Here is a 20,403-nt window from a genome sequence, read left to right as displayed (position 1 = left end):
AAAAAAGAAGAGGCACGGCCCGCCTAAGCCGACCCTGCCAGCCATCCGACGTGCGGTCATTGCCGCGCTGAACCAGCACCAACCACCTCAACGATGTCCCCACTGCCGAATCCGCTTCAGAACGTCAAAATACATTCTGCCAAAGTAGTGCTAGTCAAATATTGTAAAATTCTCCATATTTCAGCGGGATGGCTAACGGATACGGTGCACAGGCGTGCGTGATTGACCGTACCTTCACTTGCGGCAATGGCCGCGGCTTCCGCAGGATGAAGCAATCAAAAGGCTGCCCTCGTCAGGCATATTTAAGTTCCGGAGCGGCAAGATGATAAGGCTCAACGAGGCAATCGGCAGGTATCCCCCATTCTTTGTGCAGCCTGTGTATCATGTCGACAGTCAGAGCGCGTTTTTTGTTGAGCACTTCAGATGCACGAGAGCGCGAACCGAACAGTATTGCCAGATCTCCCTGGCTGCGACCTGTTAATTCCATATGAGCCTTGATAAGTTCAACCGGCTCAGGAGCGTCTATGGGGTAGTGCTTGTCTTCGTATGCTTCGATCAAAACAGAAAGAACATCGAAACGAAGGCCGTCCGTGCTGTGAGGGTCGGGCTGGTTATCAAAATACTGGCTTGCCTCTGCAATGGCCCATGCGAGGTCATCGTCGTTTCTGATGGCACGAATGTTATCCATTACACTGTCTCCGGGTTGACCCTGTCATAATCTTTGTGGGTGCCTACAAACTTGATCAGTACTCGCTTGTATGTGTAGGCAACGTGAACGATAAGCCGGTATTTATTGCCTGAGATGTCGAAAATGATGCGATTGTCAGAAACAAAATCAACTGTCGTTCCAAAGATCGCTTTCACGTCGGCGGGACTTGTCCAATCGGCCTTGCTGACAATCGCGTGCCATGTTTTCAATGGAGTTTCGGCCTGAGCGTGTTGCTCCCAGAATTTTTTCAGCGTGGACTTCGCGATAATCTGCATTGTCTTTATCTACCATATTCCCATATTGGGAACAAGAGTGTTTTTCATAAAGGTTAAAAATCAGAAGTCGCAGCAATGGCCCTCAATGGGATTCTACCTTGCTAAATTGCCTGTGCCATTCATCCCTGAAAACAAAAGCTGGCTGATTGAAAAGCCTCCTGCCCTCGCCTTCTGTGTCAGGGAACGCAAATAGCCACCTGGCGATTTGATGGTAGACAGTTTCTGCAGAATCCATGCGATGGCTGTCGACGCCACTTCTAAGCCCATGAAGTTCTGAGCCTCTCGAAAGGCTGAGGGGCTAATACCAAGAAAGCTGGCAACGATGCGCGTAGCATCATGAAACTCTCGCCATGTGCTGATACCGTTTGCCCCATATTCACTGATATCCGGACAGATTCTCAGCACCTGATCAAGAGAAATGGCTTGTGAAGCTTGTGTACTGCTTTTCTGCTGAGTTCTCAAAGGAACTGGGCCTTCCGAAGAATCCGGTTTCAAATCAATTTTTTCTTTCTTCTTATTTTCTAAAAGAGATTCTGTAAGAGATTCATAATAATGCCGCTCAATCTGAGCGGCTGTGCCGCTCAGATCTGGAACATTATCTTTGATTTCCAGAAGGTTAGCGATTTCAGCGTTCAGCGCTACAAATTTTGCCCTGATTGCGGTTAGTTCGGTCAAAGAGGCGCGGCGCGGTATAGCATCGACAATCGAGCGAAAGCGAGAGAAGAGAGAGCTCACTGCTTCCGTTTGTTCAACGGTCTCAAATTTCGCAGCGAGTTCTCGTCTGGCGACAGAGACCTCATCCCGTAGCATCTTGAGTGCGCGTTGCTGTGCAAGAATGACCTCAGCCTTCTGAGCTATTTCGCAAGCACGCTCGATCAAAGGCGCAAAAGAAAAGCCAAAAGCCAGCTCAACAGCCCCTGCCCCATCTTTATGTGCGTAGCGCTTCCCATTTGGGCTGTCTTTACGTGCAATGATACCAGCATTGATAAGTGAGGTCAGATGCCGACGAAGCGTGGATTCAGGCATACCGTGCGCGCGCAGCGACAGCTGCCGGTTCGATGGAAATACGACAGGATGACTTTTGGTAGTCATCTGATCTTCCGGAAGGAATGACAACAGCGAGCTCAAGACTGCCAGACAGCGATCATTCAGACCGAAGTCAGATTTTGCGACACACAGTTGCTTATACAATGCCCATCGGTTGATGGCTCTGCCCTGTTCGACAGGTTGCTTTGGCGTAACAGAAACCATTCGCCTGCGTAAAGCAGACGTGACATTCTCCAGAATTTGCATTTCCCTCTACCTTTCTAAAGGCAAAAGAAAGTTGCCCGCCAAAATGACGCCTGTGACTCTTGACACTGATTCGAGGAAATGCGATTCTCAGTCTGCTAGAACTTCGAGAAGGGCTTCCACGACGGTGACGTTAGGGGGCCTTTTTCTTTTGCAGTTAATCTCCTGTTGAACGGCTGCTCTCGCAGTACTCACTATGAAGTCGTTCGAAATTCCTGGAAATCCAGTCTCCGAACGCTTTACCCTCTGCGCTTGAAAATTCCAGCGTCAGAGATTTAGTTTTTGGACGTGAAACAATCTCTACCTTGTGGTCCTGCGATTGCCACGACGTGAGATCTTTGTCCTGTTTCTGGCGAGGCTCTTTGGCAACAGCGAAAGCGGCATCGAAACGATCCGAGCTACTTTTTTCAGCAAACGCCTCAGTTTCAATAAGCGCTCTAACCCGCTCGATAGCTGCGGGCGACAAAATCGACGAGAAGCTTTCCCACCTGGGACGCCCAATGCCTGGAGCCGTCCCAATTTTCTCGACAATGTCGATCGGCAACTGGTTCGCAAGCGCAATCATTTCGGATAGGACGCCCTTCGAGCGCGTCCCAAATGTTGCCATGATCACTGCGCGTGAAGTCCCACGGTCTTCAAGACGCTTGGCGAAGAAGACCTTTTCGATGAAACTCAGGTCTTTTCGCTCCAGATTTTCGCTGCCCTGCGCAATGACCAGATCATCATCTGATAATTCCCGAACAAAAGCCTTAACTTTCAAACCAAGCTGCTTAAGAGCCGCAACGCGACGATGGCCATAGGCGAGCTGGTAATGACCTGCTTTGAGAGGATGTGAGCGAACGAGAACAGGCACTGCCTGGCCGTTTTCTCGGATGCTCTCAAGCAAACCGTTGAAATCTTCCGAGTTGTGGTCCTGAAGGCGATCAGACACGAAAGAGGATTCGATGGTATTCGCGTCGAGTTCAACGATCGCGCTTCCATTCGAAAGGGCTTCACGCAGTGTATCAGCTTCATGAGAGAGGCCAGAGATGGCGTCATTCATGCTTTGCAATGCACCCGATGTGACCTGAGGTCGACGCGGAGAGTTCTCAGCTGAGAACTCCGCATCCTGTTTTATCGGCGACAGAAAATCTTTGAGGGCGTCCCGACGTTTACTCATCACCTACCCCATGCTTCTTTTACGAGTTGCTCCAGTTCACCATTGACCGCATCGAGAGCCTCGATTGCCCTATCATAGGTTTGACGATGGAAATTCTCCCGGCCGACCTCGTAAAGAGTTTGTTTTGTGATTCCGGCGTCAGAAATTGCTGCAGATTTAACCATCGAGCTGGTAAGAACACGATCTCCGAACAAGCTCTTCAGCAATCCGGCGATTTGCGATTGGGAACTGTCATTGGGCTCGTAACGGGTGAGAACATAGCGGAACCAGTCGTAGCTAGCATTCCCCCCTGCCCTCTCGACGACATCGAACAGCCCTGCCGTCATATGCAGGAACTGGCTCATAGAAGCGACGTCGAGCATCTGGGGATGGATCGTAACCAGCACAGATGTTGCAGCACACAAGGCAGAGAGCGTGAGATAACCAAGGGACGGTGGGCAATCGAGCACAACGACGTCGTAATCGGTTTCGACGCTGCTCAGAGCAGAAGCGACCCGTGTGAAGAACATCTTATCGCTTGAACGGGTCGAGGATGTGAGTGCTCTCGGAGTTTCATGTTCGAACTCTTGAAGCTCCAGGTTGCCTGGGATAATGTCGAGACCGGTAAAGTACGTTTTTCTGATAATGTCCCTTAACGGTCTTTGCGCGTCGTCATAGCGGATTGCGCCGTAAAGTGTCTGGTTTGGCTCTAGATCGAATTCGGGCTGAATCCCAAACAGAGCCGAGAGTGAGGCCTGGGGATCGAGATCGGCAGCAAGTACTCTGTAGCCGCGAAGCGCGAAATACTGCGCGAGATGTGCGGCCGTTGTGGTTTTGCCCGAGCCACCCTTGAAGTTAGTGACCGCGATGACCTGAAGACGATCATCTGCTTCGCGACGCTGAATGTAAGCTTTCTTATTTTTTCCCAGATGCTCGCGAAGAGCATGGATTTGCTCAAGTGAGTACAGGCGGCGCCCAGCGGCATTTTTTTCAGCGTCGCCGATAACGCCCTCGTTAACGAGGGTTCGCAAATAAACGTCACTGATACCTAACAACTTTGCAGCTTCACCTGGAGCAAATTTTCTCAGTTCTTTCTGAGCTGTTGGAGGAAAAGCGCGGGCGCGTAACTGTTGAAGCTGTGCGCTCAATGTGTCAGCGTCGCCTTCGATGAGCCGGGTGAGCGACTTCTCGATTGGTGATTGCTTCGTTTCAGCATTGGCGGTGGTGATCATTAAAAGCGCTCAACTTCATTATTTGAGATATTGAGCGTCAAGATGGCTTCGTTTTGTTGAGTCGTCAACAACTTTAAAGTTAATACTTGGTTAACGACACTTTCGGGAGCGACGCGACGAAAATTGCTTGCGAAGCATGCCGGGTTCTCAGCTGAGAACCCGCGTTTAGCGTTCAGGAGGTTCTCAGCTGAGAACCCCGTCTGAAAGGCGTGTGTTGACGTATAGTCAAGAACAGCAACAGCTAACGCCATGGATCATGATCCGTCGTTTTTTAAGGTGCGCTTCGGCAAAGCAAGCAACGTCACGGATCTCGGCGCGATGCCATCGCGCAATGTGCATCGGATCTGGAAAGCCTTGACATCCGCTCAGCGAAAAAAAGCTCAAGAACTCGGCCACAACGCGCTTGCAAATAGCGTGCTGCTTGATAGCGACACTGCGAGCTTCAATGTAATGCAGACTAAGCAAGCGATTTTGCTTGAAATAAACTACGTGAGTGGCGCACATTGCATGCAACTTCGGGGGGGGATATGACGGTCGATCGAATTCAACTTTTGCGCAATGTCGGGCAGTTTGACAATGTCGCCACGGGAACGCAGCTGCCGTTCGGCAAGCTGACGCTCATATACGCGGAGAATGGCCGAGGCAAGACGACGCTGGCAACCATCCTTCGGTCGCTCAGCTCGGGTGATGCGGATCTAGTCAGCGAGCGACAGCGCCTCGGAGCGCAACATCCGCCACATATCATCGTGGCCCGGCAGGGCATGGCACCTCACATGTTTCAAAACGGTGCCTGGAGCCAGCCGCTTCCGCATATTGCGGTCTTCGACGATGCCTTTGTGGCGCAAAATGTCTGCTCCGGCATCGAGATCGAAACGGCCCATCGCCAGAACCTGCATGAACTAATCCTCGGCGGGCAGGGGGGTACAGCTCAATGCGACGGTGCTTCAGCATATCGCCGCGATAGAACAGCATAACCGGACGCTGAAGGAACGGACCGACGCCATTCCTGCAGCCATGCGCGGGGCGCTGACGGCTGATGCGTTCTGTGCACTCCAGGCCGATGCGCGGGTGGACGGCAAGATTGAAGAGGCGGAACGTCAATTGGCTGCTGCGCGGGCTGCCGACGCGGTCCAGCGCCAGGACGCGTTCCAGCTCGTGAGCCTGCCGGCATTCGACGCGGTTGCGATCAACAGCCTGCTCGCGCGGAATCTGCCCCGCTCTGGAAGCCGCTGCCGCCGCCCAGGTTCAGGCGCATTTCGGCGTGCTCGGCCAGGGCGGCGAAGCTTGGGTCAACCAGGGGATGAGCCGCATCGGACCGGCTTCGGCCGGTGAAGATCACGAGGTCTGTCCGTTTTGTGCCCAAGATCTAAGAGGTTCGCCGCTCATTGCTCATTACCAGGCGTATTTCAGCGCCGAATATCAGACGCTAAAGACGGACATCGCTACCGCGATATCGGGCGTCAACACCGCCCATGCCGGCGACATCCCGGCCGCATTCGAGCGCGGTATCCGCACCGCCGCGCAGACCAGCGAGTTCTGGACGCGCTTTACACAGGACGTCCCTGCGATCGGGGTTGATACAGCGGCAATTGCCCGCGTCTGGAACGCGGCGCGCACCGCTGTTGTGGCTGCGCTGCGGAGCAAGCAGGCTTCCCCGCTTGAGCCGTCGGCGCTTTCGGCTGAGGCGCAGGCTGCGATCGATGCCTATGAAGCCGCGCGTCGCGATATCGAGGCGCTCTCCGGAGGCCTGCAGGCCGCCAACGCAAATATCGCCATCGTCAAGGAGCGTGCGGCGGGCGCCAACCTTGCAGCCCTCACGGCCGACTTGCAGCGGCTTGTTCTAGTGCGAACACGCCATACACAACCTGCGACGGATCTCTGCACGGCCTATCTGGCCGAAAAGCAGGCTAAAACCGCAACAGAGACGCTGCGCGACAATGCCCGTGATGCGCTCGACCAGTATCGCCAGAGAGTCTTTCCGGCCTACCAGACGGCCATCAACGTCTACCTCCAACGATTCAATGCGGGGTTCCGCATCGGCGCTGTTGCTTCGGTCAACAGCCGTAGTGGTTCGTCGGCCAATTATAACGTTGTGATAAACAACGCCTCGGTCGCACTGACGGGAACCGGCCCGTCTTTCCGCAACACCCTGAGTGCCGGCGATCGTAACACGCTGGCGCTCGCGTTCTTCTTTGCTTCGCTCGATCGCGACCCGTCGCTCGCCGACAAGATCGTCGTGATCGACGACCCCATGACGAGCCTCGATGAGCACCGCTCCTTGACCACCGTCCACGAAATGCGGGCGCTCCACGATCGCGTCAGCCAGATGATCGTGCTTTCGCACTCCAAGCCGTTCCTTCTTGGTGTCTGGAATGGCGCCGACCGGGCTGCAAGCCGTACTGCCATCCGGATCGCCCGGCAGGGTGCCGGATCAACCCTGTCCGCCTGGGACGTGACGCAGGACGCGGTCACCGAACATGACCGTAGGCATGCCCTCGTCAGCGACTATATTGCAAACGGCAGCCCGCAGACCGAACGCGAGGCGGCGCAAGCACTACGCCCGATCCTGGAGGCTTTCATGCGTGTCGCCTTCCCAGCGCACTATCCCCCGGAGACTTTGCTCGGTCCCTTCCTGGGACTTTGCCGGCAGCGCGTTGGAACTGCAGATGAGATTTTATCACAGGCCGACATCACAGAACTGGAAGCGCTTAAAGACTACGGTAATCGTTTCCACCACGATAGCAACGCGGCTTGGCAAACAGCCGTCATCAACGATCAGGAGCTTACTGGCTTTTGCAGACGCACCCTGGCGTTTGCACGCCGGTAACACGGACCCCCCAAGGGGAGGGGACCACAGGTTGCGGCAAAAGCCCATGCCTCGAGATAGGCCAGGTCCGAAGTCAGGGCACGCAGGGTGTTTTTCCCCTGCCTTCATTGACCAGATGGCGAAGCGTCTCGACATCTTGGTCGGTCAGAACGTCTGCGAGCCTATGGCAGCAAAACGTCGCACAGGATATCGGTCCCTTGGCTATCTGCTTGAATAGATCAGGGTCGTTACCTTTCGACCTGGAATGTGGAGCGGCCCTGCGCTTCCACGCATTACGATTTTCACGGATTGTGTGCGGATTCAGAGACTATGCAAGAAGTTGCGTGGTTTACATGGCGCTTGAAATCGCACCACGATGGTATTACCTTATCAAAATCTGGTATTACATAGGTGCGGCAATGACAACGACAGTGACATCGAAGGGCCAGGTCACGATCCCAAAAGCAGTTCGTGAATTGCTTGGGATCAGGCCTGGGACCAGAGTGGATTTTCATCGAACTTCTGATGGAAACGTATTTCTTGTTAAGGCTGATGCGCCAAAAACATTAAATCGCTTCCAGAAGCTGCGTGGTCACGCTGGCAAGGGGCTCGATACAGATGCAATTATGGCGCTGACACGCGGTGAAAAGTGACGCTCGTTGACACAAATGTTCTTCTGGATCTTGTGACAGATGATCCACAGTGGGCGGAATGGTCGATTGGACAACTCGAAACCGCAAGTTTGACGGGGCCATTGCTTATTAATGATGTGATCTACGCAGAACTTTCAGTTCGTTACGAGCGAATAGAGGAACTGGACCAATTTATTGAAACGGCCGGTCTTCAAATTACATCTTTTCCCAGAGAGGCACTTTTTCTGGCAGGCAAAGTCTTTACCCGATATCGAAGGGCAGGCGGCTCGCGAACTGGTGTGCTGCCCGATTTTTTCATTGGTGCACATGCTGCAGTACAAAAAATTCCACTTTTGACACGAGATGTCGGACGTTACCGGACATACTTTCCAACCGTCGTGCTGGTTACTCCCAACCTGCCGTGAATGGTGCAAGGATCGATGACTTTTATTCTACGACCGCAAGGGAAGGTCAAAGGTGGCTCTGGATCATGGGCAACGAGATCCTCTGACAGGTTGGCGCTAAGGCCAAACGAAATAAATATGTGTAGCGGCTTGCCAACATAAGCGCCTCTGCTCGCAAACATCGGCATTTTCTGCTCGAATTATCTGACAATGGAGCGGGCGTCGTGCTCACGCTCTTTGCCAATGTGCTCGCAAACATCCGGGTCTGCTTGCAAACATCCGCCACGTGCTCAGATTAATTGCCAGCGACGGCATGGTCAAACCGGGACGCCTGCCTGTCGTAGTTGCTCGGTCAGCTGACGGGAATATTCGGGATCAAGGGTGCCCGCCAGGAAGGCGCGGATATCCGACGGCCGAGCATTGAGGTGCGTGACCAGAGCCGTCGCATCGTAACCATTTCGGGTCAACGTCGGTTCGAGATCGTCGATGGCGCGGGACAGGACCTGCTCGACGATTTCGGCGGTAACCGGCTTGGCGCCGAGGCGAAAGCCCTGCTCGAATGCGAGGGTGAGATGCATCTCGATCTGAAGCGGCGTGCGCAAACGTTCGGCGATGAGGTCGATGGCTTCTTCCTCGAGGAGTTCGCCAACCTTTACGCCTTCGGCCGCACAGGCGCCAAGCAGCCAGGCAACATAGTCGCGGCGCGCGGAGCCGATCCCCTCGTAGTCAAAAATGGTCGTGCGGTAGCCAATCTCCTCCATTTGCGGCCGGCGCAGATCATTGCGCAACCGGGGATGCCCGACAAGAAGTACGGAAAGGAGCACGCCGGCGTCGGCGACCACCTCCATCAGTCGCTTCAGGCCGGTTAAGGTCTTGTGGTGCAGGTCATGGGCCTCGTCGACCACGAGGACGATCGGCCGTTTGCCTTTTTTCATGATGTCGCGCAGGTCGCGCTCCCGGCGCTCGGCCTGCTTGGGGATCTTGACCTGCGCACGATCGCCGGGAGACAAGTCGTAGAACAGGGCTTCAATGAGCGATGGCAGCGAAGTGCGCCGCTTGTCGACCGCCAGCGATTTGGCGAGTGCGACCTTGCCGGCTTTGGTGAGTTCGGCCTCGATGCGGCGCAAAAGGTGGGTTTTCCCCGAACCGACCAGGCCGGAGACCACGACAAGCCGACCGGTCTGGACGGCCGCACACACCTCGCGGATGATCGTGCGCTGATGCTCGGTCTCAAAGTTGCCGGCCCCTTGGAAAGGCCGGTCGAGGCCGTAACTGGATTGAACGTCAGCGAGCATCATTCTTCCTTTCTTCGCGCCTGGAAGCGTTCGCGGATACGGGCCGCGATCATCTTTTTGTCGAGTGTTTCTCCAAGCAGTTCATTGATGAAGGCGCGGTCACCGGCATTCATCGCGCCGATCGGCCGGCCGAGCTGGTCGGCGATGGCCCCACGGGCTGCGAGGCCATTTGGATAAGCGGTCTCTATTGCGGGTTCCGGAAACGGTGTCCGCCGTACACTCAGCCCAGCCGTGGTCGGGGGCAGCGAAGGCAATGGACGATCCCCGCCGGTGACCGCGGCGCGGGGGAGCCCAAGTTGGTCTGCCAGGCGCACCACCTTGTCGAGCCGCTCTTCGAGCTTGCTCTTCTGGTATTTGCGATAGCGAAAGAGGGGAACCGCCCCGCGCGAAGGTTGGAATGGACCGAAGCGCTTGCCCTCATGCTCGACGAACAGTTCCTGATCGAACAGGCCCCAGAGCAAGGTCACCGTTTCGCCGGCAAGTTCGGGCTCGACCTCATAGGATGCGCCTTCGACCGATACGGTCGCGTCTCCAGCAACCGTCCGTCGTTCCGGTTCGCGCGCAAAGGCGCAGAACCGCTCCCAGGAGCACATCGCCCGCACCCCGTCAGGAGGAAGATGCCGCAGCCAATCCTCGATGCGTGCATGAGACTCTGTGCGATGGTCGCCGTTATTGTAGGTGACCAAGGCGCGCCTGAGCCAAAGGTTGGCTTCCTCTTCGTCCTTCGGCTTGTGGAAATGATAGAGGGTCTCGTGCACTTCCTTGATCGTGCGAAACGGCCGCTCGACCTTGCCTTTCGCTCGCGCCGGCGTGCGCCGCTCGCTGTCCGACGGGGGCATATGCGTGAGAACCCGGACACCAAGGCTACCCATGACGGACTGGAAAACGCGCGAGCGGCTCACCGGCCCGTTATCCATATGGATGGTCGTTGGAATCCCCTGAAGCGGCAGTTCCGGTTCAGGCTTGGCGGCGAAGGCATTGTAGAGAAAGCGCAAGGCGGACTCCGCGTCCTCGCCGTAGACGGAGCGGTATTCCTGATAGCTCGCGCCGGAGCGATCATCGACCACGGAGAACAGCATCAGCGTCGGCCGGCCGCGCCCTTCCTCGACCCAAAGCGGCGCTTCCACCTGCTTCAGGTCGGACGGGCTCATGTCGAAGTGCCAGAGTTCGTTGGAACGCCGCGCCTGGAATGGGACGGCAGCCACCGGGCGGGTGACGCGCGCATAATCCAGGCCGGAAACACGCAGCAGCCGATCGACCGTTGCGCGTTTCAAGATGCCGGGCGGTGCACGGACCAGGCCATCGGGCGTCACCACGCCGTCTTCCTCAAGCAGCTTGATGGCGCGCGCCGTGGAGATATGCCGCCCCTTCCGGTTCGCCGTTCTGATCTTCAGGGCCGCGATGATTTCGGCATAGGTTTCCATCTCCGGCTGCGGGGCGATCCGGGAGGTTCCGTGATCGGCGCGCCGTACGGATTTCGGGCGGTTCAACTCCCGCAGCGCCCGATACAGGGTCCAGATCGAGATGCCGTAGGCATCGGCGGCACGAGCAACAATCTCGGTACGGCCTGGATCACGGGGAGAAAGCAGCGACAATCGGCGTCGAAGATCGACAAGAGCCTCTCCGGGCGGCCGCTTTCTCCGCTCAGCCATGGACGTCCTCGGATTCCACTGTTTTGGGAGAGCCACCCTTCTTGCCGATATGACGATAGAGGGTTGCAACAGAAACCCCCATGCGCTGCGCAATATTGCGTACCGGTATGCTGCCTTCCTTCATCAGGGCGCGCGCCGCGGCAATATCGCCCGGGCGCATCGCGGGCGGGCGGCCACCCTTGCGGCCACGTTGCCGCGCCTCGACCAGTCCAGCCGTCGTGCGTTCGCGGATCAGAGCACGTTCGAACTGGGCGATCGCACCGAAGACATGGAAGGTCAGCATGCCGCCCGGCGTCGTCGTATCAATGCTCTCGGTCAAGGACACGAGCCCGATCTTCGCGCGCTCCAACTCTTCCGCCGTCGCGATGAGCTTCTTTAGCGATCGCGCCAACCGATCGAGTTTCCAGACAACGAGCGTGTCACCAGTGCGAAGCACGTCGGAGAGAATTCGGCCCAATTCCGGGCGGTCATCGCGAGCGCCTGACCCGCGCTCGGTAAACACCTTCTCGCAACCGGCGCGTCTCAGCGCCTCAAGCTGAAGCTCCGGATTTTGATCGATCGTGCTGACCCTGGCGTACCCGACCCGCATAGCCATCCAAATGTTCTTGAAAGTCGTTGGACACATAGCATTTTGCGACAACCGTTTCTATAACAGTTTTGAGAAGATTCCATCGCGCCATTCAAGGGGCGTGACGGCATGCGCTATGGCATGCTCAAAAACCCTCGTTTATGACAAACGATCCATGGAAACCAACTATGTGTCTGACGGCCGAATATTCGCGACATGGAGCAGGGAACCTTACGCATCGAAAATCGGGCGGTCCCCGATCTTGTCCCCCTTGTATGGGATACTCCGGGAATTGAGGCGGCGATACCAAAGGATGCGGTCGGCCAGGCCGTTACCATGTTCGAGCCGCAGGAATGCGCCAACTACTTCAAATCTTGCGGATATGACCCCGAGTAATGTGGACGTGCTCTAGGTCACCCAGAGGGGCGCTCGCATCGAGTATAACCTTAAGCGCGATTGCTTCCGGTGAACCATCCTCCATATGTACGGGATGTACAGCCCACACAGACTTTTCGAGAACCACATTCTCAACAGAAACCTCATAAAGCCTACCCGACGCGAGCTCATCGAGGACAGTGCTCCTCATCACGATCGAAATGCCGAGACCAGCTCGAACTGCATGCTTCACAGCCTCAGTGCTCCCGACATTGAATGAGATTGGGAATTGCTCTGCCGCTTGGCCGAAGGCCTCGCGGAGCACGGATCCGGTACCGGTTCCACGTTCTCCGCCAATGAGGGACTCTTGAAATAACTCTGCCGCTTCAATTGTTTTTCGCGTCCTCCAATTATGCTGTGGGGATACGATTATTACCAGCTTTTCCTTCCGCCAAAGGCGGGCTTGATATCCTTTTCGATCGTCCCACCATTCGGTAAAGGCTAGATCAATCTCCTTCCTCAAGAGCTTTTCGATGATTTCAGGATTTGAGGCAACGGCCACCTCAGGTGGCCGGCCTTGAGCATCCTGTAAACGCTTCAAGTGGACTGGCAAAATATAGGTACCGATGTTAGTACTGGCACCCAACGTAATCCGGCCGCTGTGCAGGCGGTCCAGAGATCTCTTCGTGACGGTCAAAAGGCTGCGTGCGAATGGCAAGAATACGAGCCCTTGCCGAGTCGGCACACACTTGTCCTTCCTCCTCTCGACCAGCCGCACCCCTAGTATATCCTCCAATCGTTTCACATTATGTGAGACAGTCGGTTGGGATATCTGAAGCCGTCGCGACGCCTCGTGAAAGCTGCCAGTTTCGATTACCTCTATGAATGCTGCGACATGCGAAAGGCTAAACATTACTTTCTCTAATCAAGGAATTAGTTGAACCTCGTTAATTGCCGCACGAGGTCTTCGGCCTTGGACAAAATCTATAATGTTGTCAGCAGCCTCGTGCTCGATAGCCAAACGCGACTTCGCCACTGCTGAGCCTATGTGGGGTGTCAAGATCGAATCATGTTCGCGATTGAGGAGACCCCCGTGGACCTTGTCAGGCCGGTCGGGTCTGGCCCAGTCCTCCATCTCATAAACATCAGCGGCGTAGCCTCCCAAGCGCCCCGCCTGCAATGCAGCGACAACAGCCTCTTCATCAACCACGCTTCCGCGTGCAGGATTAATAAGAAGTGCTCCTTTGGGCATTTTGGCGAGTTGTTCAGCGCCGAGGAGATGCTTCGTTTCGGCCGAAAGCGGGAGTGCACACACAAGAAAGGTAGACGACGAGATCAACTGGTCAAATTCAAGAGGCTTTACGTTCAGTCTGATCTCATCGGCTTTGTCCAGGGATTGACGATCCCAGTACGACACAATGGCGCCGAAGGTACTTAGGCGCTGTGCTATAGCTTTTCCGATCGCTCCCATCCCTAAAATGCCGATTGCTGTGCCCTGCAGCCCAAGGCCGTAAAACCGAGGGCGCCAACCTTTGTAATCCCTCCTGACGCTCTTGTCGCCTGGCAGAATGTGCCGCCCAAGAGCAATCATCAGACCGATTGTAAGTTCGGCTGTCGGGTCAGTGAGAAGATCGGACACTATCGTGACGTGGACTCCACGCTGCGTGCAGGCTTCGATGTCGAAGTTATCGAAGCCTTTCAGCGCACATGCCACAAGTTGAAGATCGGGAGCGTGCGCGAGTACAGACGCGTCGATCATGTCCGGCATGAACGCCATCATCGCCTTGGCGTCGCTCAATTCTGCGAGCAGTTTCTCGCGGGGCCATGTATCATCAGTATCGTTGCAAACTAAACGAGCGTGGGGAGATAGCTTTGAGATAATCTCCTCGTGGACGCGATGGGTGATTACTACCTTTGGGAGCATTTAATTTATCCTTCTATTGCAGCTGGCGGCGGAGGAGAGCGCCGACCTGGTCAACGATGGTGACCATCAGAAGGACAACGAGCATGATCGCAAGAACCTCCTGATAATTCATGATCCGGAGGGATGTCATCAACTCGAAACCGATACCACCAGCTCCCACAGTGCCCAGGATTGTCGAGGCGCGGAAGTTGTACTCCCACCGATAGATGGTCACATCGGCCAATTGCGGTAGAACTTGTGGCAAGATCGCCCGCGTCACGATCTGGAACGGCGACGCACCAGCTGCGCGTGCGGCTTCTATAGGCGCATTATCGCAATGCTCGATCGCCTCCGCAAAGAACTTGCCCACCATGCCAACCGAGTGAAGACCAAGAGCCAGCACGCCTGGGAGCGCTCCAAATCCCACTGCCGCCACGAAGACGATGCCCATAATCAGCTCCGGGATCGACCGTAGACCATTCAACAATCCACGCGAGATCATATAGATGACAGCGTTGGGTGCTGTTTTCCCTGAGGCGAAAAAGCCAACTGGAAGTGATATCAGTACCGCGATCGCAGTCCCAGCTATACTCATCGCCAGAGTGTCGATGAGAGGGCTGATCCACTCCAAGCCTCGGTTGAAATCCGGGGGAAACATTTCCGTACCGAGCTGCCAGAGCGCAGGAAACCCAGATCCCAGACGCTCCAGATCAAGAAGACCGGAGTGATAACTGCTAACAATGATCACACACGCAATTGCCAACGCGATCACGCCAGCTCTGGTCCAAGCTTTGTTTTGATGTTGAAGGATAGAGTCGTAGTCGGCCGACGGCTGTGTCATCACATATCCTGGAAGAAAGGACGCAGGCCAGCGCCTGCGTCGAAAGGTGAGAAACTGTCTCGAACGCGCCTTACTGACTCAGGTCCAAGTTCAGCACTTTACCGAGCTCACGGACGACGTCGTAGGCTTTGTCATCGATCGGAGCGAACCCATCGGCTTTGAAGGATGCCAATACCTTTTCGTCTTTAAGGTCGATGAAGGCTTTGGTGATCGCCTCTTTCAACGAAGTGTCAAGATCCGACCGCATGGTCCAGGGGTACTGCGGGAACGGATCGGACTCGGCGAGGGCGATAACTTTCTTAGGATCAATGGTGCCACGAGCGACCATTGAATTGTAGATGGGCAACGAAAGTCCGCCAATCTGAGCATTGCCATTCTGCACTGCAATAGCCACGGCATCATGCGACCCTACGAAGTTCTCGCTATAGTCTTTTCCAGCCTCAACTCCGGCCTTAAGCAGCATAGATTTCGGGATAAGGTGGCTTGAGGTGGAAGCCACGTCCCCAAACGCGACCTTTTTCCCTTTTGCATCTTCAAGGCTTTCGATGCCAGCCTCTGCATTGGCGACAACTACAGCGCGATAGGTAGTTTCGCCATCCTTCATAAGTGCTGCGAAAGGCTCGATATCAGCCTTGGTTTTCGCGAGCGTGTAAGAGAGCGGCCCGAAATAAGCCAACTCAAGCCGGCCGAAACGCATCGCTTCGATCATTGACGAGTAGTCGGTCGTTACGATCAGTTCAATCTCCCGACCGAGTGTCTTCTCAAGATACTCCTCGAGAGGACGATTGTTTTTGATGACAGTGGCGGCGTTCTCGTCCGGTAGCAACGCGACGCGCAATGTCTCTGGATTTGAGCCAGCATGCGCCAACGAACTCCAGCCAAGAACGGCGAGGAATGCGAGGGACAGAAGCTTCTTCATAATGCGGCCTCCATGGCAGCTAAAGGTTGATCATACTCGTAGTTGGACAAATCTTGTGTTGTGGTCGGATTTCTTGGGGCGCTGCGGTAGATCGACGCACACATTTGATCGGTCAGTTCGTCGACAGCGGCGTCCGCAACCACTTCCCCGTCGCGCATAGCAATGACCCGGTCGCCGAACCGGCGAGCTAGATCGATCTGATGAAGGCTGATCACAGCAGTGATGCCGTCGGCTGTGCATATTTCGCGAAGCTGCGACAGGACCTCGACAGCCGTTTCAGGGTCCAGACTTGCAACGGGCTCATCTGCAAGGACCAGTTGGGGCTTCTGGACCAGCGCGCGCGCAATGCCCACCCGTTGCTGCTGACCGCCGGATAGTTGATCCGCCCTGACGAGAGCCTTATCAAGAAGGCCTACGCGTTCAAGGCATTCCAACCCCAGCCTTCGATCCGAACGCGGCATAGGGAACAACGTACGCCAGCCAGAGTGGTAGCCCAGGCGGCCCGTCATGACGTTGTCGAGCGCGCTCAAGCGCCCTATGAGTTGGTGCTGCTGGAATATCATCCCAGTTCGCCTTCGGTGAATGCGAAGCTTAGTTTCCGCATCCAGAGCACCAATATCGTTAGAAGTGATCGAACCAGACGTCGGCGCAACCAAGCCGTTGAGTGTCCGGATGAGGGTAGATTTGCCTGCGCCGGATCTACCGAGGAGCACGACGAACTGACCCTGGTTGAACGTCAATGTCGTTGTCTTCAAAGCTTGGGTGCCGTTGGCATAGGTCACGGCAACTCCGTTCAGAGCCAGCATCACAATAATCCTGATCGTTAGTGGTGCATCGATTGAATATTTGCATCACTATGGGCGACATATGACGTCCGTTTATCAGGCTCGTGAAACTTCAATGACAGCACTTAAACTCAGCTCTACCTCCTCGCGTAGCTGCGATGGAGAAATTTCACCCAGAGCCGCCTGATCATGACGGCCCGGTCCCAATTCTACACCACCTTGACGGATGCTATCCCATATTCGGCCAGATAAACCGGCCCTTCTCCAGCCGCCGGGTAAAAAGGCAGGCGCCCAGACCATCATGCCAGATGATCTTCAAAATATCCGATCTGCGGCCCCTGAAGACGAAGAGATGCCCTGACAACGGATCATGCTGCAGAACCTCCTGCACCCGAAGCGCCAAGGAGGGAAAGCCACAGCGCATGTCCGTATATCCGCGCCTTCCTGGCGGGCACCCTTGATCCCGAATATTCCCGTCAGCTGACCGAGCAACTACGACAGGCAGGCGTCCCGGTTTGACCATGCCGTCGCTGGCAATTAATCTGAGCACGTGGCGGATGTTTGCAAGCAGACCCGGATGTTTGCGAGCACATTGGCAAAGAGCGTGAGCACGACGCCCGCTCCATTGTCAGATAATTCGAGCAGAAAATGCCGATGTTTGCGAGCAGAGGCGCTTATGTTGGCAAGCCGCTACAAATATGCATGAAATCATCTGCCCGCATTGCAACAAGGCATTCAAGATTGATGAAGCAGGTTATGCAGATATCCTGAAACAGGTTCGCGATAGTGATTTCGACAAGCAACTGCATGAGCGTCTGGAATTGGCTGAACAGAACAAGCGGAACGCGGTCGAGCTTGCACAGGCCAAGGTTAGCAGTGAACTGCAGAAAGCTGCTGCAGCCAGGGATACTGAAATTCAGAAACTGAAGGCGAGGCTCGAATCTAGCGAAGTCGCACAAACTCGCGGTAGCCGAGGCCTTAAGTGTCGTGGAAAAAGAACGTGATACCCTTCTGCACGACCTGGAAACTGCCAGACGAGAGCAGGAGGCTGCGTCAAAACTCGCCGAGGCGAAGCTTAATGCCGAACTACATAAAGCAGCTTCTATTAAGGACGCTGAGATTGAGCGTCTTAAGGCCAGGCTAGATGCGGGTGAGCTTTCACAGAAGATCGCCGTGACCGAAGGTGTCCTCGTAGTTGAGAAAGAGCGAGACGAGTTGAGAACGGTCTTGATCGTGTCGCACTTGAAAAGCAACTTGCTGAAACTGCCCTCAAGGACAAGTACGAAACGCAGCTTAAGGATCGCGACGAGGCTATTGAGCGTCTGAGTGATATGAAGGCGAAGCTATCGACAAAAATGATCGGTGAGACGCTGGAACAGCATTGCGCAACTGAGTTCGACCGCATTCGCGCCACTGCATTTCCCCGCGCTTATTTTGAGAAGAATAACGACGCGCGCAACGGCAGTAAGGGCGATTTATCTTCCGTGACGTGGACGATGCAGGTTCTGAAATTGTTTTGATCATGTTCGAGATGAAGAACGAGAACGAGGACACGGTCACAAAGAAGAGGAATGAAGACTTTTTCAAAGAGCTAGACAAGGATCGTAGCGCTAAGGGCTGTGAGTATGCGGTGTTGGTTTCACTGCTGGAGCCTGAGAGCAAACTTTATAATACAGGGATTGTAGACGTATCCCATCGTTTTCCGAAAATGTATGTTGTCAGACCACAATTCTTTATCCCAATAATTACGCTGCTGCGTGATGCGGCGATAAATTCGCTTAAATACAAGACAGAGCTGGCGCTGGTGAGAGCGCAAACGTAGACATCACCAACTTTGAAGCCCAACTTGAAGATTTTAAAACAGCATTTGGGAGAAACTGGCGTCTGGCTTCGGACGGTTTTGAGGAAGCAGTCAGACGCATCGATGAAGCGATCAAGGATCTGGAAAAAACGAAAGAAGCGCTTCACAAATCAGCCAACAATTTGCGGCTTGCAAATAATAAAGCCGAGGACCTGTCGGTCAATTCTTCACGTCGCTTGACACGCGGGAATCCGACAATGGCTGCAAAATTCTCTGAATTGAAGCAGAATATGTCTGATCCTGAATGATATGGGCAAACTTAATTGATGTGTGGGTTCCAATGCCCTTGGTCGGCACATGCCTCACAGCAGCCGTGACGCTCGTCCACTGCGCCGTTTGGCATTGTTGTAATAGTCTGATGCCTGTTGCACGGAGCGATGACGGGATTGCTCCATGGCTTCGGGGAGGGGAATGCCACGATTGGCGGCTTCGGTGAGATAGCCGGAGCGCAGACCATGGGCAGAAAATTCCGCAGGGTCGAGACCCGCCATTTGCGCGCGCCGCTTGACGATGGCGTTGACGGCACTGGGTTCCAGTGCCCGCGTGGAAACATTGCCCCATCGATCGACTTTTCGAAACACGTTGCCTTTGTCGATCCTGGCTGCCTTCAGCCATCGGGTGAGGGCATTGACGGGACGTCCGGTCAGATAAACAATTTCATCCTGTTCGACGCCACTGGTTTTGGTACGGCCAAGATGGATGCCAAGCGAGGGAAGGGGAGAGCCTTCTTCATCGGTGACAGGTGCCTGTTTGACGAGTTGCTCTGTGCGCAGGCCTGCTATTTCGCTGCGTCGGCGGCCACCGGAGGCAAAGGCCACCATCAGGATGGCCCGATCACGCAAGGCGGTGAGATCCTCGCCGGAACAGGTTGCCAGCAGCTTGCCCAGAATATCGCCGGTAATCGCATTGGCACTCTTGCGGCTGCGCGGCCGGTTCAGGGCGCGCACCGCAAGCCGGATTGCCGATTTGACGGAAGGCGATGAAAACGCACCCTCCAGGCCGCGCCAGCGGGTCAGCGTCGACCAGTTGGCAAGACGGCGGCGCACGGTTGCCGGTGCATGCGGTCCCGACACGCGCAGAAAGCCTTGTCGGCGCAATTCCTCTTCCACGTCGGCTGGCATGCCGTGATCGGGTTCAATCTCGCGTTGCTGCGGCCGCCAGAGATGATGGGCAACGAATTTCAGGAGCAGGGCTTCCGGCGCCGGAAAGGGGAGGGGGCTGCCGGTTGCGGCCATTGACCATGCTTCGAGATAGGCCAGATCCGAGGTCAGCGCACGCAGCGTGTTTTCGCCCATGCCTTCATTGACCAGATGGCGCAGCGTCTCGACATCCTCATTCGTCAAAATCTCCGCGAGCATGTCGCGCCGGTTCATCGGCAAAACGGCGTCACGACACGAAAGTGATGAATCTGTCCGACTTTTGAGAACGCATACAGAACCTCACGTCGGCTTGAGCGTTGATGCCGTTGATTTCTGGGCTTTGAGCGCTTGGTAGAGAGCGGTCTTGCCGATCTTCACGCGGGCGGCAGCTTCACGGACATTCAGCCCGGCGCTTCATGCGCCGTTTCAACTCGGTCGATAGGGTCGTGCGGTGGTAGGGCGACAGTTTGCACCAAGCCTTGATTTCATCGGCCGTCCGGCCGCAGCCCAAGCACCATTTGTTGCGTGGGTCGAAGCGACAGACATCGGTGCAGGGCGAGTCATTCTTCATTACGAACC

General features: G+C 55.3%; 25 protein-coding genes and 2 pseudogenes. 9 read left to right on the top strand and 18 right to left on the bottom strand.

The genetic code is table 11. From position 1 onward, the window contains the following. Positions 1-292: 292 nt before the first annotated feature. From C9380_RS25345 to C9380_RS25320, 6 genes are all read right to left on the bottom strand, one after another. Positions 293-688: a helix-turn-helix domain-containing protein gene (locus tag C9380_RS25345; RefSeq protein ID WP_128095051.1), complete on the bottom strand. Its 396-nt coding sequence runs from the start codon at positions 686-688 to the stop codon at positions 293-295. Then, positions 688-984: a type II toxin-antitoxin system HigB family toxin gene (locus C9380_RS25340; protein ID WP_128095050.1), complete on the bottom strand. Its 297-nt coding sequence runs from the start codon at positions 982-984 to the stop codon at positions 688-690. The genes C9380_RS25345 and C9380_RS25340 overlap by 1 nt, the downstream gene beginning before the upstream one ends. A gap of 93 nt (positions 985-1,077) precedes the next feature. Further along, positions 1,078-2,277: a plasmid replication protein RepC gene (gene repC, locus C9380_RS25335; protein WP_128095049.1), complete on the bottom strand. Its 1,200-nt coding sequence runs from the start codon at positions 2,275-2,277 to the stop codon at positions 1,078-1,080. A gap of 154 nt (positions 2,278-2,431) precedes the next feature. Beyond that, complete coding sequence (repB, locus tag C9380_RS25330) at positions 2,432-3,433, bottom strand: plasmid partitioning protein RepB (RefSeq protein WP_128095048.1); 1,002 nt, start codon at positions 3,431-3,433, stop codon at positions 2,432-2,434. Next, positions 3,433-4,644 (bottom strand): plasmid partitioning protein RepA, encoded by a 1,212-nt coding sequence (repA, locus tag C9380_RS25325; protein ID WP_128095047.1) that lies wholly within the window; start codon positions 4,642-4,644, stop codon positions 3,433-3,435. Before repA ends, repB begins: the two co-directional genes overlap by 1 nt. Next, positions 4,644-4,895 carry a hypothetical protein gene (locus C9380_RS25320; protein WP_128095046.1) on the bottom strand — a complete coding sequence of 84 codons (252 nt, stop codon included), beginning with the start codon at positions 4,893-4,895 and terminating at the stop codon, positions 4,644-4,646. Before C9380_RS25320 ends, repA begins: the two co-directional genes overlap by 1 nt. On the opposite strand from C9380_RS25320, the gene C9380_RS25315 reads away from it, so the two are divergent. The 3 genes from C9380_RS25315 to C9380_RS25310 all read left to right on the top strand — a co-directional run bounded on the left by C9380_RS25315 (position 4,894) and on the right by C9380_RS25310 (position 7,471). After that, positions 4,894-5,175, top strand: coding sequence for a hypothetical protein (locus tag C9380_RS25315; protein WP_094574565.1), 282 nt, complete (start codon positions 4,894-4,896; stop codon positions 5,173-5,175). The genes C9380_RS25320 and C9380_RS25315 overlap by 2 nt on opposite strands. Continuing rightward, complete coding sequence (locus C9380_RS28085) at positions 5,172-5,618, top strand: hypothetical protein (RefSeq protein ID WP_252869895.1); 447 nt, start codon at positions 5,172-5,174, stop codon at positions 5,616-5,618. Before C9380_RS25315 ends, C9380_RS28085 begins: the two co-directional genes overlap by 4 nt. A gap of 206 nt (positions 5,619-5,824) precedes the next feature. Beyond that, a complete protein-coding gene (locus C9380_RS25310; protein WP_252869894.1) occupies positions 5,825-7,471 on the top strand; it encodes an AAA family ATPase in 1,647 nt (548 codons plus the stop codon). A 2-nt stretch (positions 7,472-7,473) separates the two neighbouring features. On the opposite strand, the pseudogene C9380_RS28080 reads toward C9380_RS25310, so the two are convergent. Next, positions 7,474-7,634: pseudogene (locus C9380_RS28080) on the bottom strand (integrase); the annotation flags it as partial. 235 nt (positions 7,635-7,869) lie between these two features. On the opposite strand from C9380_RS28080, the gene C9380_RS25300 reads away from it, so the two are divergent. Next, on the top strand, positions 7,870-8,103 hold the full coding sequence (locus C9380_RS25300) for an AbrB/MazE/SpoVT family DNA-binding domain-containing protein (protein ID WP_094515408.1): 234 nt from the start codon (positions 7,870-7,872) through the stop codon (positions 8,101-8,103). After that, positions 8,100-8,507, top strand: a complete 408-nt coding sequence (locus C9380_RS25295) for a type II toxin-antitoxin system VapC family toxin (RefSeq protein WP_094515334.1) — start codon at positions 8,100-8,102, stop codon at positions 8,505-8,507. Before C9380_RS25300 ends, C9380_RS25295 begins: the two co-directional genes overlap by 4 nt. A gap of 296 nt (positions 8,508-8,803) precedes the next feature. Here the strand turns inward: C9380_RS25295 and C9380_RS25290 are convergent, their stop codons facing one another. The 9 genes from C9380_RS25290 to tnpB all read right to left on the bottom strand — a co-directional run bounded on the left by C9380_RS25290 (position 8,804) and on the right by tnpB (position 17,248). Next, positions 8,804-9,784, bottom strand: a complete 981-nt coding sequence (locus tag C9380_RS25290) for an ExeA family protein (RefSeq protein WP_003501092.1) — start codon at positions 9,782-9,784, stop codon at positions 8,804-8,806. After that, entirely contained in the window at positions 9,781-11,433 is a 1,653-nt protein-coding gene (locus tag C9380_RS25285) for a DDE-type integrase/transposase/recombinase (RefSeq protein ID WP_128095045.1), read from the bottom strand. The genes C9380_RS25290 and C9380_RS25285 overlap by 4 nt, the downstream gene beginning before the upstream one ends. Continuing rightward, complete coding sequence (locus tag C9380_RS25280) at positions 11,426-12,028, bottom strand: recombinase family protein (RefSeq protein ID WP_003501098.1); 603 nt, start codon at positions 12,026-12,028, stop codon at positions 11,426-11,428. The genes C9380_RS25285 and C9380_RS25280 overlap by 8 nt, the downstream gene beginning before the upstream one ends. Before the next feature lie 340 nt (positions 12,029-12,368). Next, positions 12,369-13,289 carry a LysR family transcriptional regulator gene (locus tag C9380_RS25275; protein WP_003501100.1) on the bottom strand — a complete coding sequence of 307 codons (921 nt, stop codon included), beginning with the start codon at positions 13,287-13,289 and terminating at the stop codon, positions 12,369-12,371. A 12-nt stretch (positions 13,290-13,301) separates the two neighbouring features. After that, positions 13,302-14,300 (bottom strand): phosphonate dehydrogenase, encoded by a 999-nt coding sequence (locus C9380_RS25270; protein ID WP_003501101.1) that lies wholly within the window; start codon positions 14,298-14,300, stop codon positions 13,302-13,304. A 13-nt stretch (positions 14,301-14,313) separates the two neighbouring features. Continuing rightward, complete coding sequence (phnE, locus tag C9380_RS25265; RefSeq protein ID WP_006473411.1) at positions 14,314-15,120, bottom strand: phosphonate ABC transporter, permease protein PhnE; 807 nt, start codon at positions 15,118-15,120, stop codon at positions 14,314-14,316. A gap of 70 nt (positions 15,121-15,190) precedes the next feature. Next, entirely contained in the window at positions 15,191-16,039 is an 849-nt protein-coding gene (gene phnD, locus C9380_RS25260) for a phosphate/phosphite/phosphonate ABC transporter substrate-binding protein (protein ID WP_003501103.1), read from the bottom strand. Further along, the gene (phnC, locus tag C9380_RS25255; RefSeq protein ID WP_006473175.1) at positions 16,036-16,845 is read right to left on the bottom strand and encodes a phosphonate ABC transporter ATP-binding protein; all 810 of its coding nucleotides are present in this window, start codon (positions 16,843-16,845) and stop codon (positions 16,036-16,038) included. Before phnC ends, phnD begins: the two co-directional genes overlap by 4 nt. A gap of 208 nt (positions 16,846-17,053) precedes the next feature. Then, positions 17,054-17,248, bottom strand: coding sequence for an IS66 family insertion sequence element accessory protein TnpB (gene tnpB, locus C9380_RS28075; RefSeq protein WP_006473174.1), 195 nt, complete (start codon positions 17,246-17,248; stop codon positions 17,054-17,056). 274 nt (positions 17,249-17,522) lie between these two features. Here tnpB and C9380_RS28415 point away from each other — a divergent pair, with 274 nt between their 5' ends. The 4 genes and pseudogenes from C9380_RS28415 (at position 17,523) to C9380_RS28760 (ending at position 18,933) form a co-directional block, all read left to right on the top strand. After that, entirely contained in the window at positions 17,523-17,828 is a 306-nt protein-coding gene (locus C9380_RS28415; RefSeq protein WP_235819122.1) for a hypothetical protein, read from the top strand. Further along, a complete protein-coding gene (locus C9380_RS28410) occupies positions 17,812-18,150 on the top strand; it encodes a hypothetical protein (RefSeq protein ID WP_235819123.1) in 339 nt (112 codons plus the stop codon). The genes C9380_RS28415 and C9380_RS28410 overlap by 17 nt, the downstream gene beginning before the upstream one ends. After that, on the top strand, positions 18,138-18,344 hold the full coding sequence (locus C9380_RS29035) for a DUF2130 domain-containing protein (protein WP_328587908.1): 207 nt from the start codon (positions 18,138-18,140) through the stop codon (positions 18,342-18,344). The genes C9380_RS28410 and C9380_RS29035 overlap by 13 nt, the downstream gene beginning before the upstream one ends. A 2-nt stretch (positions 18,345-18,346) precedes the next feature. Then, positions 18,347-18,933, top strand: a pseudogene (locus C9380_RS28760) (DUF2130 domain-containing protein). A 54-nt stretch (positions 18,934-18,987) separates the two neighbouring features. Here the strand turns inward: C9380_RS28760 and C9380_RS25240 are convergent. Both C9380_RS25240 and C9380_RS25230 read right to left on the bottom strand, forming a co-directional pair. Further along, positions 18,988-20,058, bottom strand: coding sequence for a site-specific integrase (locus tag C9380_RS25240; RefSeq protein ID WP_128095044.1), 1,071 nt, complete (start codon positions 20,056-20,058; stop codon positions 18,988-18,990). A 157-nt stretch (positions 20,059-20,215) separates the two neighbouring features. Beyond that, positions 20,216-20,395, bottom strand: coding sequence for a DUF1289 domain-containing protein (locus C9380_RS25230; RefSeq protein WP_094574559.1), 180 nt, complete (start codon positions 20,393-20,395; stop codon positions 20,216-20,218). Between the last annotated feature and the right edge of the window lie 8 nt (positions 20,396-20,403).

The sequence above is a fragment of the Brucella pituitosa genome (genome assembly GCF_003049685.1).
GTDB lineage: Bacteria > Pseudomonadota > Alphaproteobacteria > Rhizobiales > Rhizobiaceae > Brucella > Brucella pituitosa.
This window is presented reverse-complemented; position numbering and strand designations above follow the sequence as displayed.

Bases quoted from the DNA above. Each gene is read 5' to 3' on its own strand.
- phnE (WP_006473411.1), bottom strand. From the start codon at position 15,120: ATGACACAGCCGTCGGCCGACTACGACTCTATCCTTCAACATCAAAAC.
- C9380_RS25300 (WP_094515408.1), top strand. From the start codon at position 7,870: ATGACAACGACAGTGACATCGAAGGGCCAGGTCACGATCCCAAAAGCA.
- C9380_RS25270 (WP_003501101.1), bottom strand. From the start codon at position 14,300: ATGCTCCCAAAGGTAGTAATCACCCATCGCGTCCACGAGGAGATTATC.
- C9380_RS25275 (WP_003501100.1), bottom strand. From the start codon at position 13,289: ATGTTTAGCCTTTCGCATGTCGCAGCATTCATAGAGGTAATCGAAACT.
- repA (WP_128095047.1), bottom strand. From the start codon at position 4,644: ATGATCACCACCGCCAATGCTGAAACGAAGCAATCACCAATCGAGAAG.
- C9380_RS28415 (WP_235819122.1), top strand. From the start codon at position 17,523: ATGCATGAAATCATCTGCCCGCATTGCAACAAGGCATTCAAGATTGAT.
- C9380_RS25340 (WP_128095050.1), bottom strand. From the start codon at position 984: ATGCAGATTATCGCGAAGTCCACGCTGAAAAAATTCTGGGAGCAACAC.
- C9380_RS25315 (WP_094574565.1), top strand. From the start codon at position 4,894: ATGGATCATGATCCGTCGTTTTTTAAGGTGCGCTTCGGCAAAGCAAGC.
- phnD (WP_003501103.1), bottom strand. From the start codon at position 16,039: ATGAAGAAGCTTCTGTCCCTCGCATTCCTCGCCGTTCTTGGCTGGAGT.
- repC (WP_128095049.1), bottom strand. From the start codon at position 2,277: ATGCAAATTCTGGAGAATGTCACGTCTGCTTTACGCAGGCGAATGGTT.
- C9380_RS25285 (WP_128095045.1), bottom strand. From the start codon at position 11,433: ATGGCTGAGCGGAGAAAGCGGCCGCCCGGAGAGGCTCTTGTCGATCTT.
- C9380_RS25290 (WP_003501092.1), bottom strand. From the start codon at position 9,784: ATGATGCTCGCTGACGTTCAATCCAGTTACGGCCTCGACCGGCCTTTC.
- C9380_RS25240 (WP_128095044.1), bottom strand. From the start codon at position 20,058: ATGAACCGGCGCGACATGCTCGCGGAGATTTTGACGAATGAGGATGTC.
- C9380_RS25280 (WP_003501098.1), bottom strand. From the start codon at position 12,028: ATGGCTATGCGGGTCGGGTACGCCAGGGTCAGCACGATCGATCAAAAT.
- tnpB (WP_006473174.1), bottom strand. From the start codon at position 17,248: ATGCGCTGTGGCTTTCCCTCCTTGGCGCTTCGGGTGCAGGAGGTTCTG.
- C9380_RS28085 (WP_252869895.1), top strand. From the start codon at position 5,172: ATGACGGTCGATCGAATTCAACTTTTGCGCAATGTCGGGCAGTTTGAC.
- C9380_RS25230 (WP_094574559.1), bottom strand. From the start codon at position 20,395: ATGAAGAATGACTCGCCCTGCACCGATGTCTGTCGCTTCGACCCACGC.
- C9380_RS25345 (WP_128095051.1), bottom strand. From the start codon at position 688: ATGGATAACATTCGTGCCATCAGAAACGACGATGACCTCGCATGGGCC.
- phnC (WP_006473175.1), bottom strand. From the start codon at position 16,845: ATGCTGGCTCTGAACGGAGTTGCCGTGACCTATGCCAACGGCACCCAA.
- C9380_RS25320 (WP_128095046.1), bottom strand. From the start codon at position 4,895: ATGGCGTTAGCTGTTGCTGTTCTTGACTATACGTCAACACACGCCTTT.
- repB (WP_128095048.1), bottom strand. From the start codon at position 3,433: ATGAGTAAACGTCGGGACGCCCTCAAAGATTTTCTGTCGCCGATAAAA.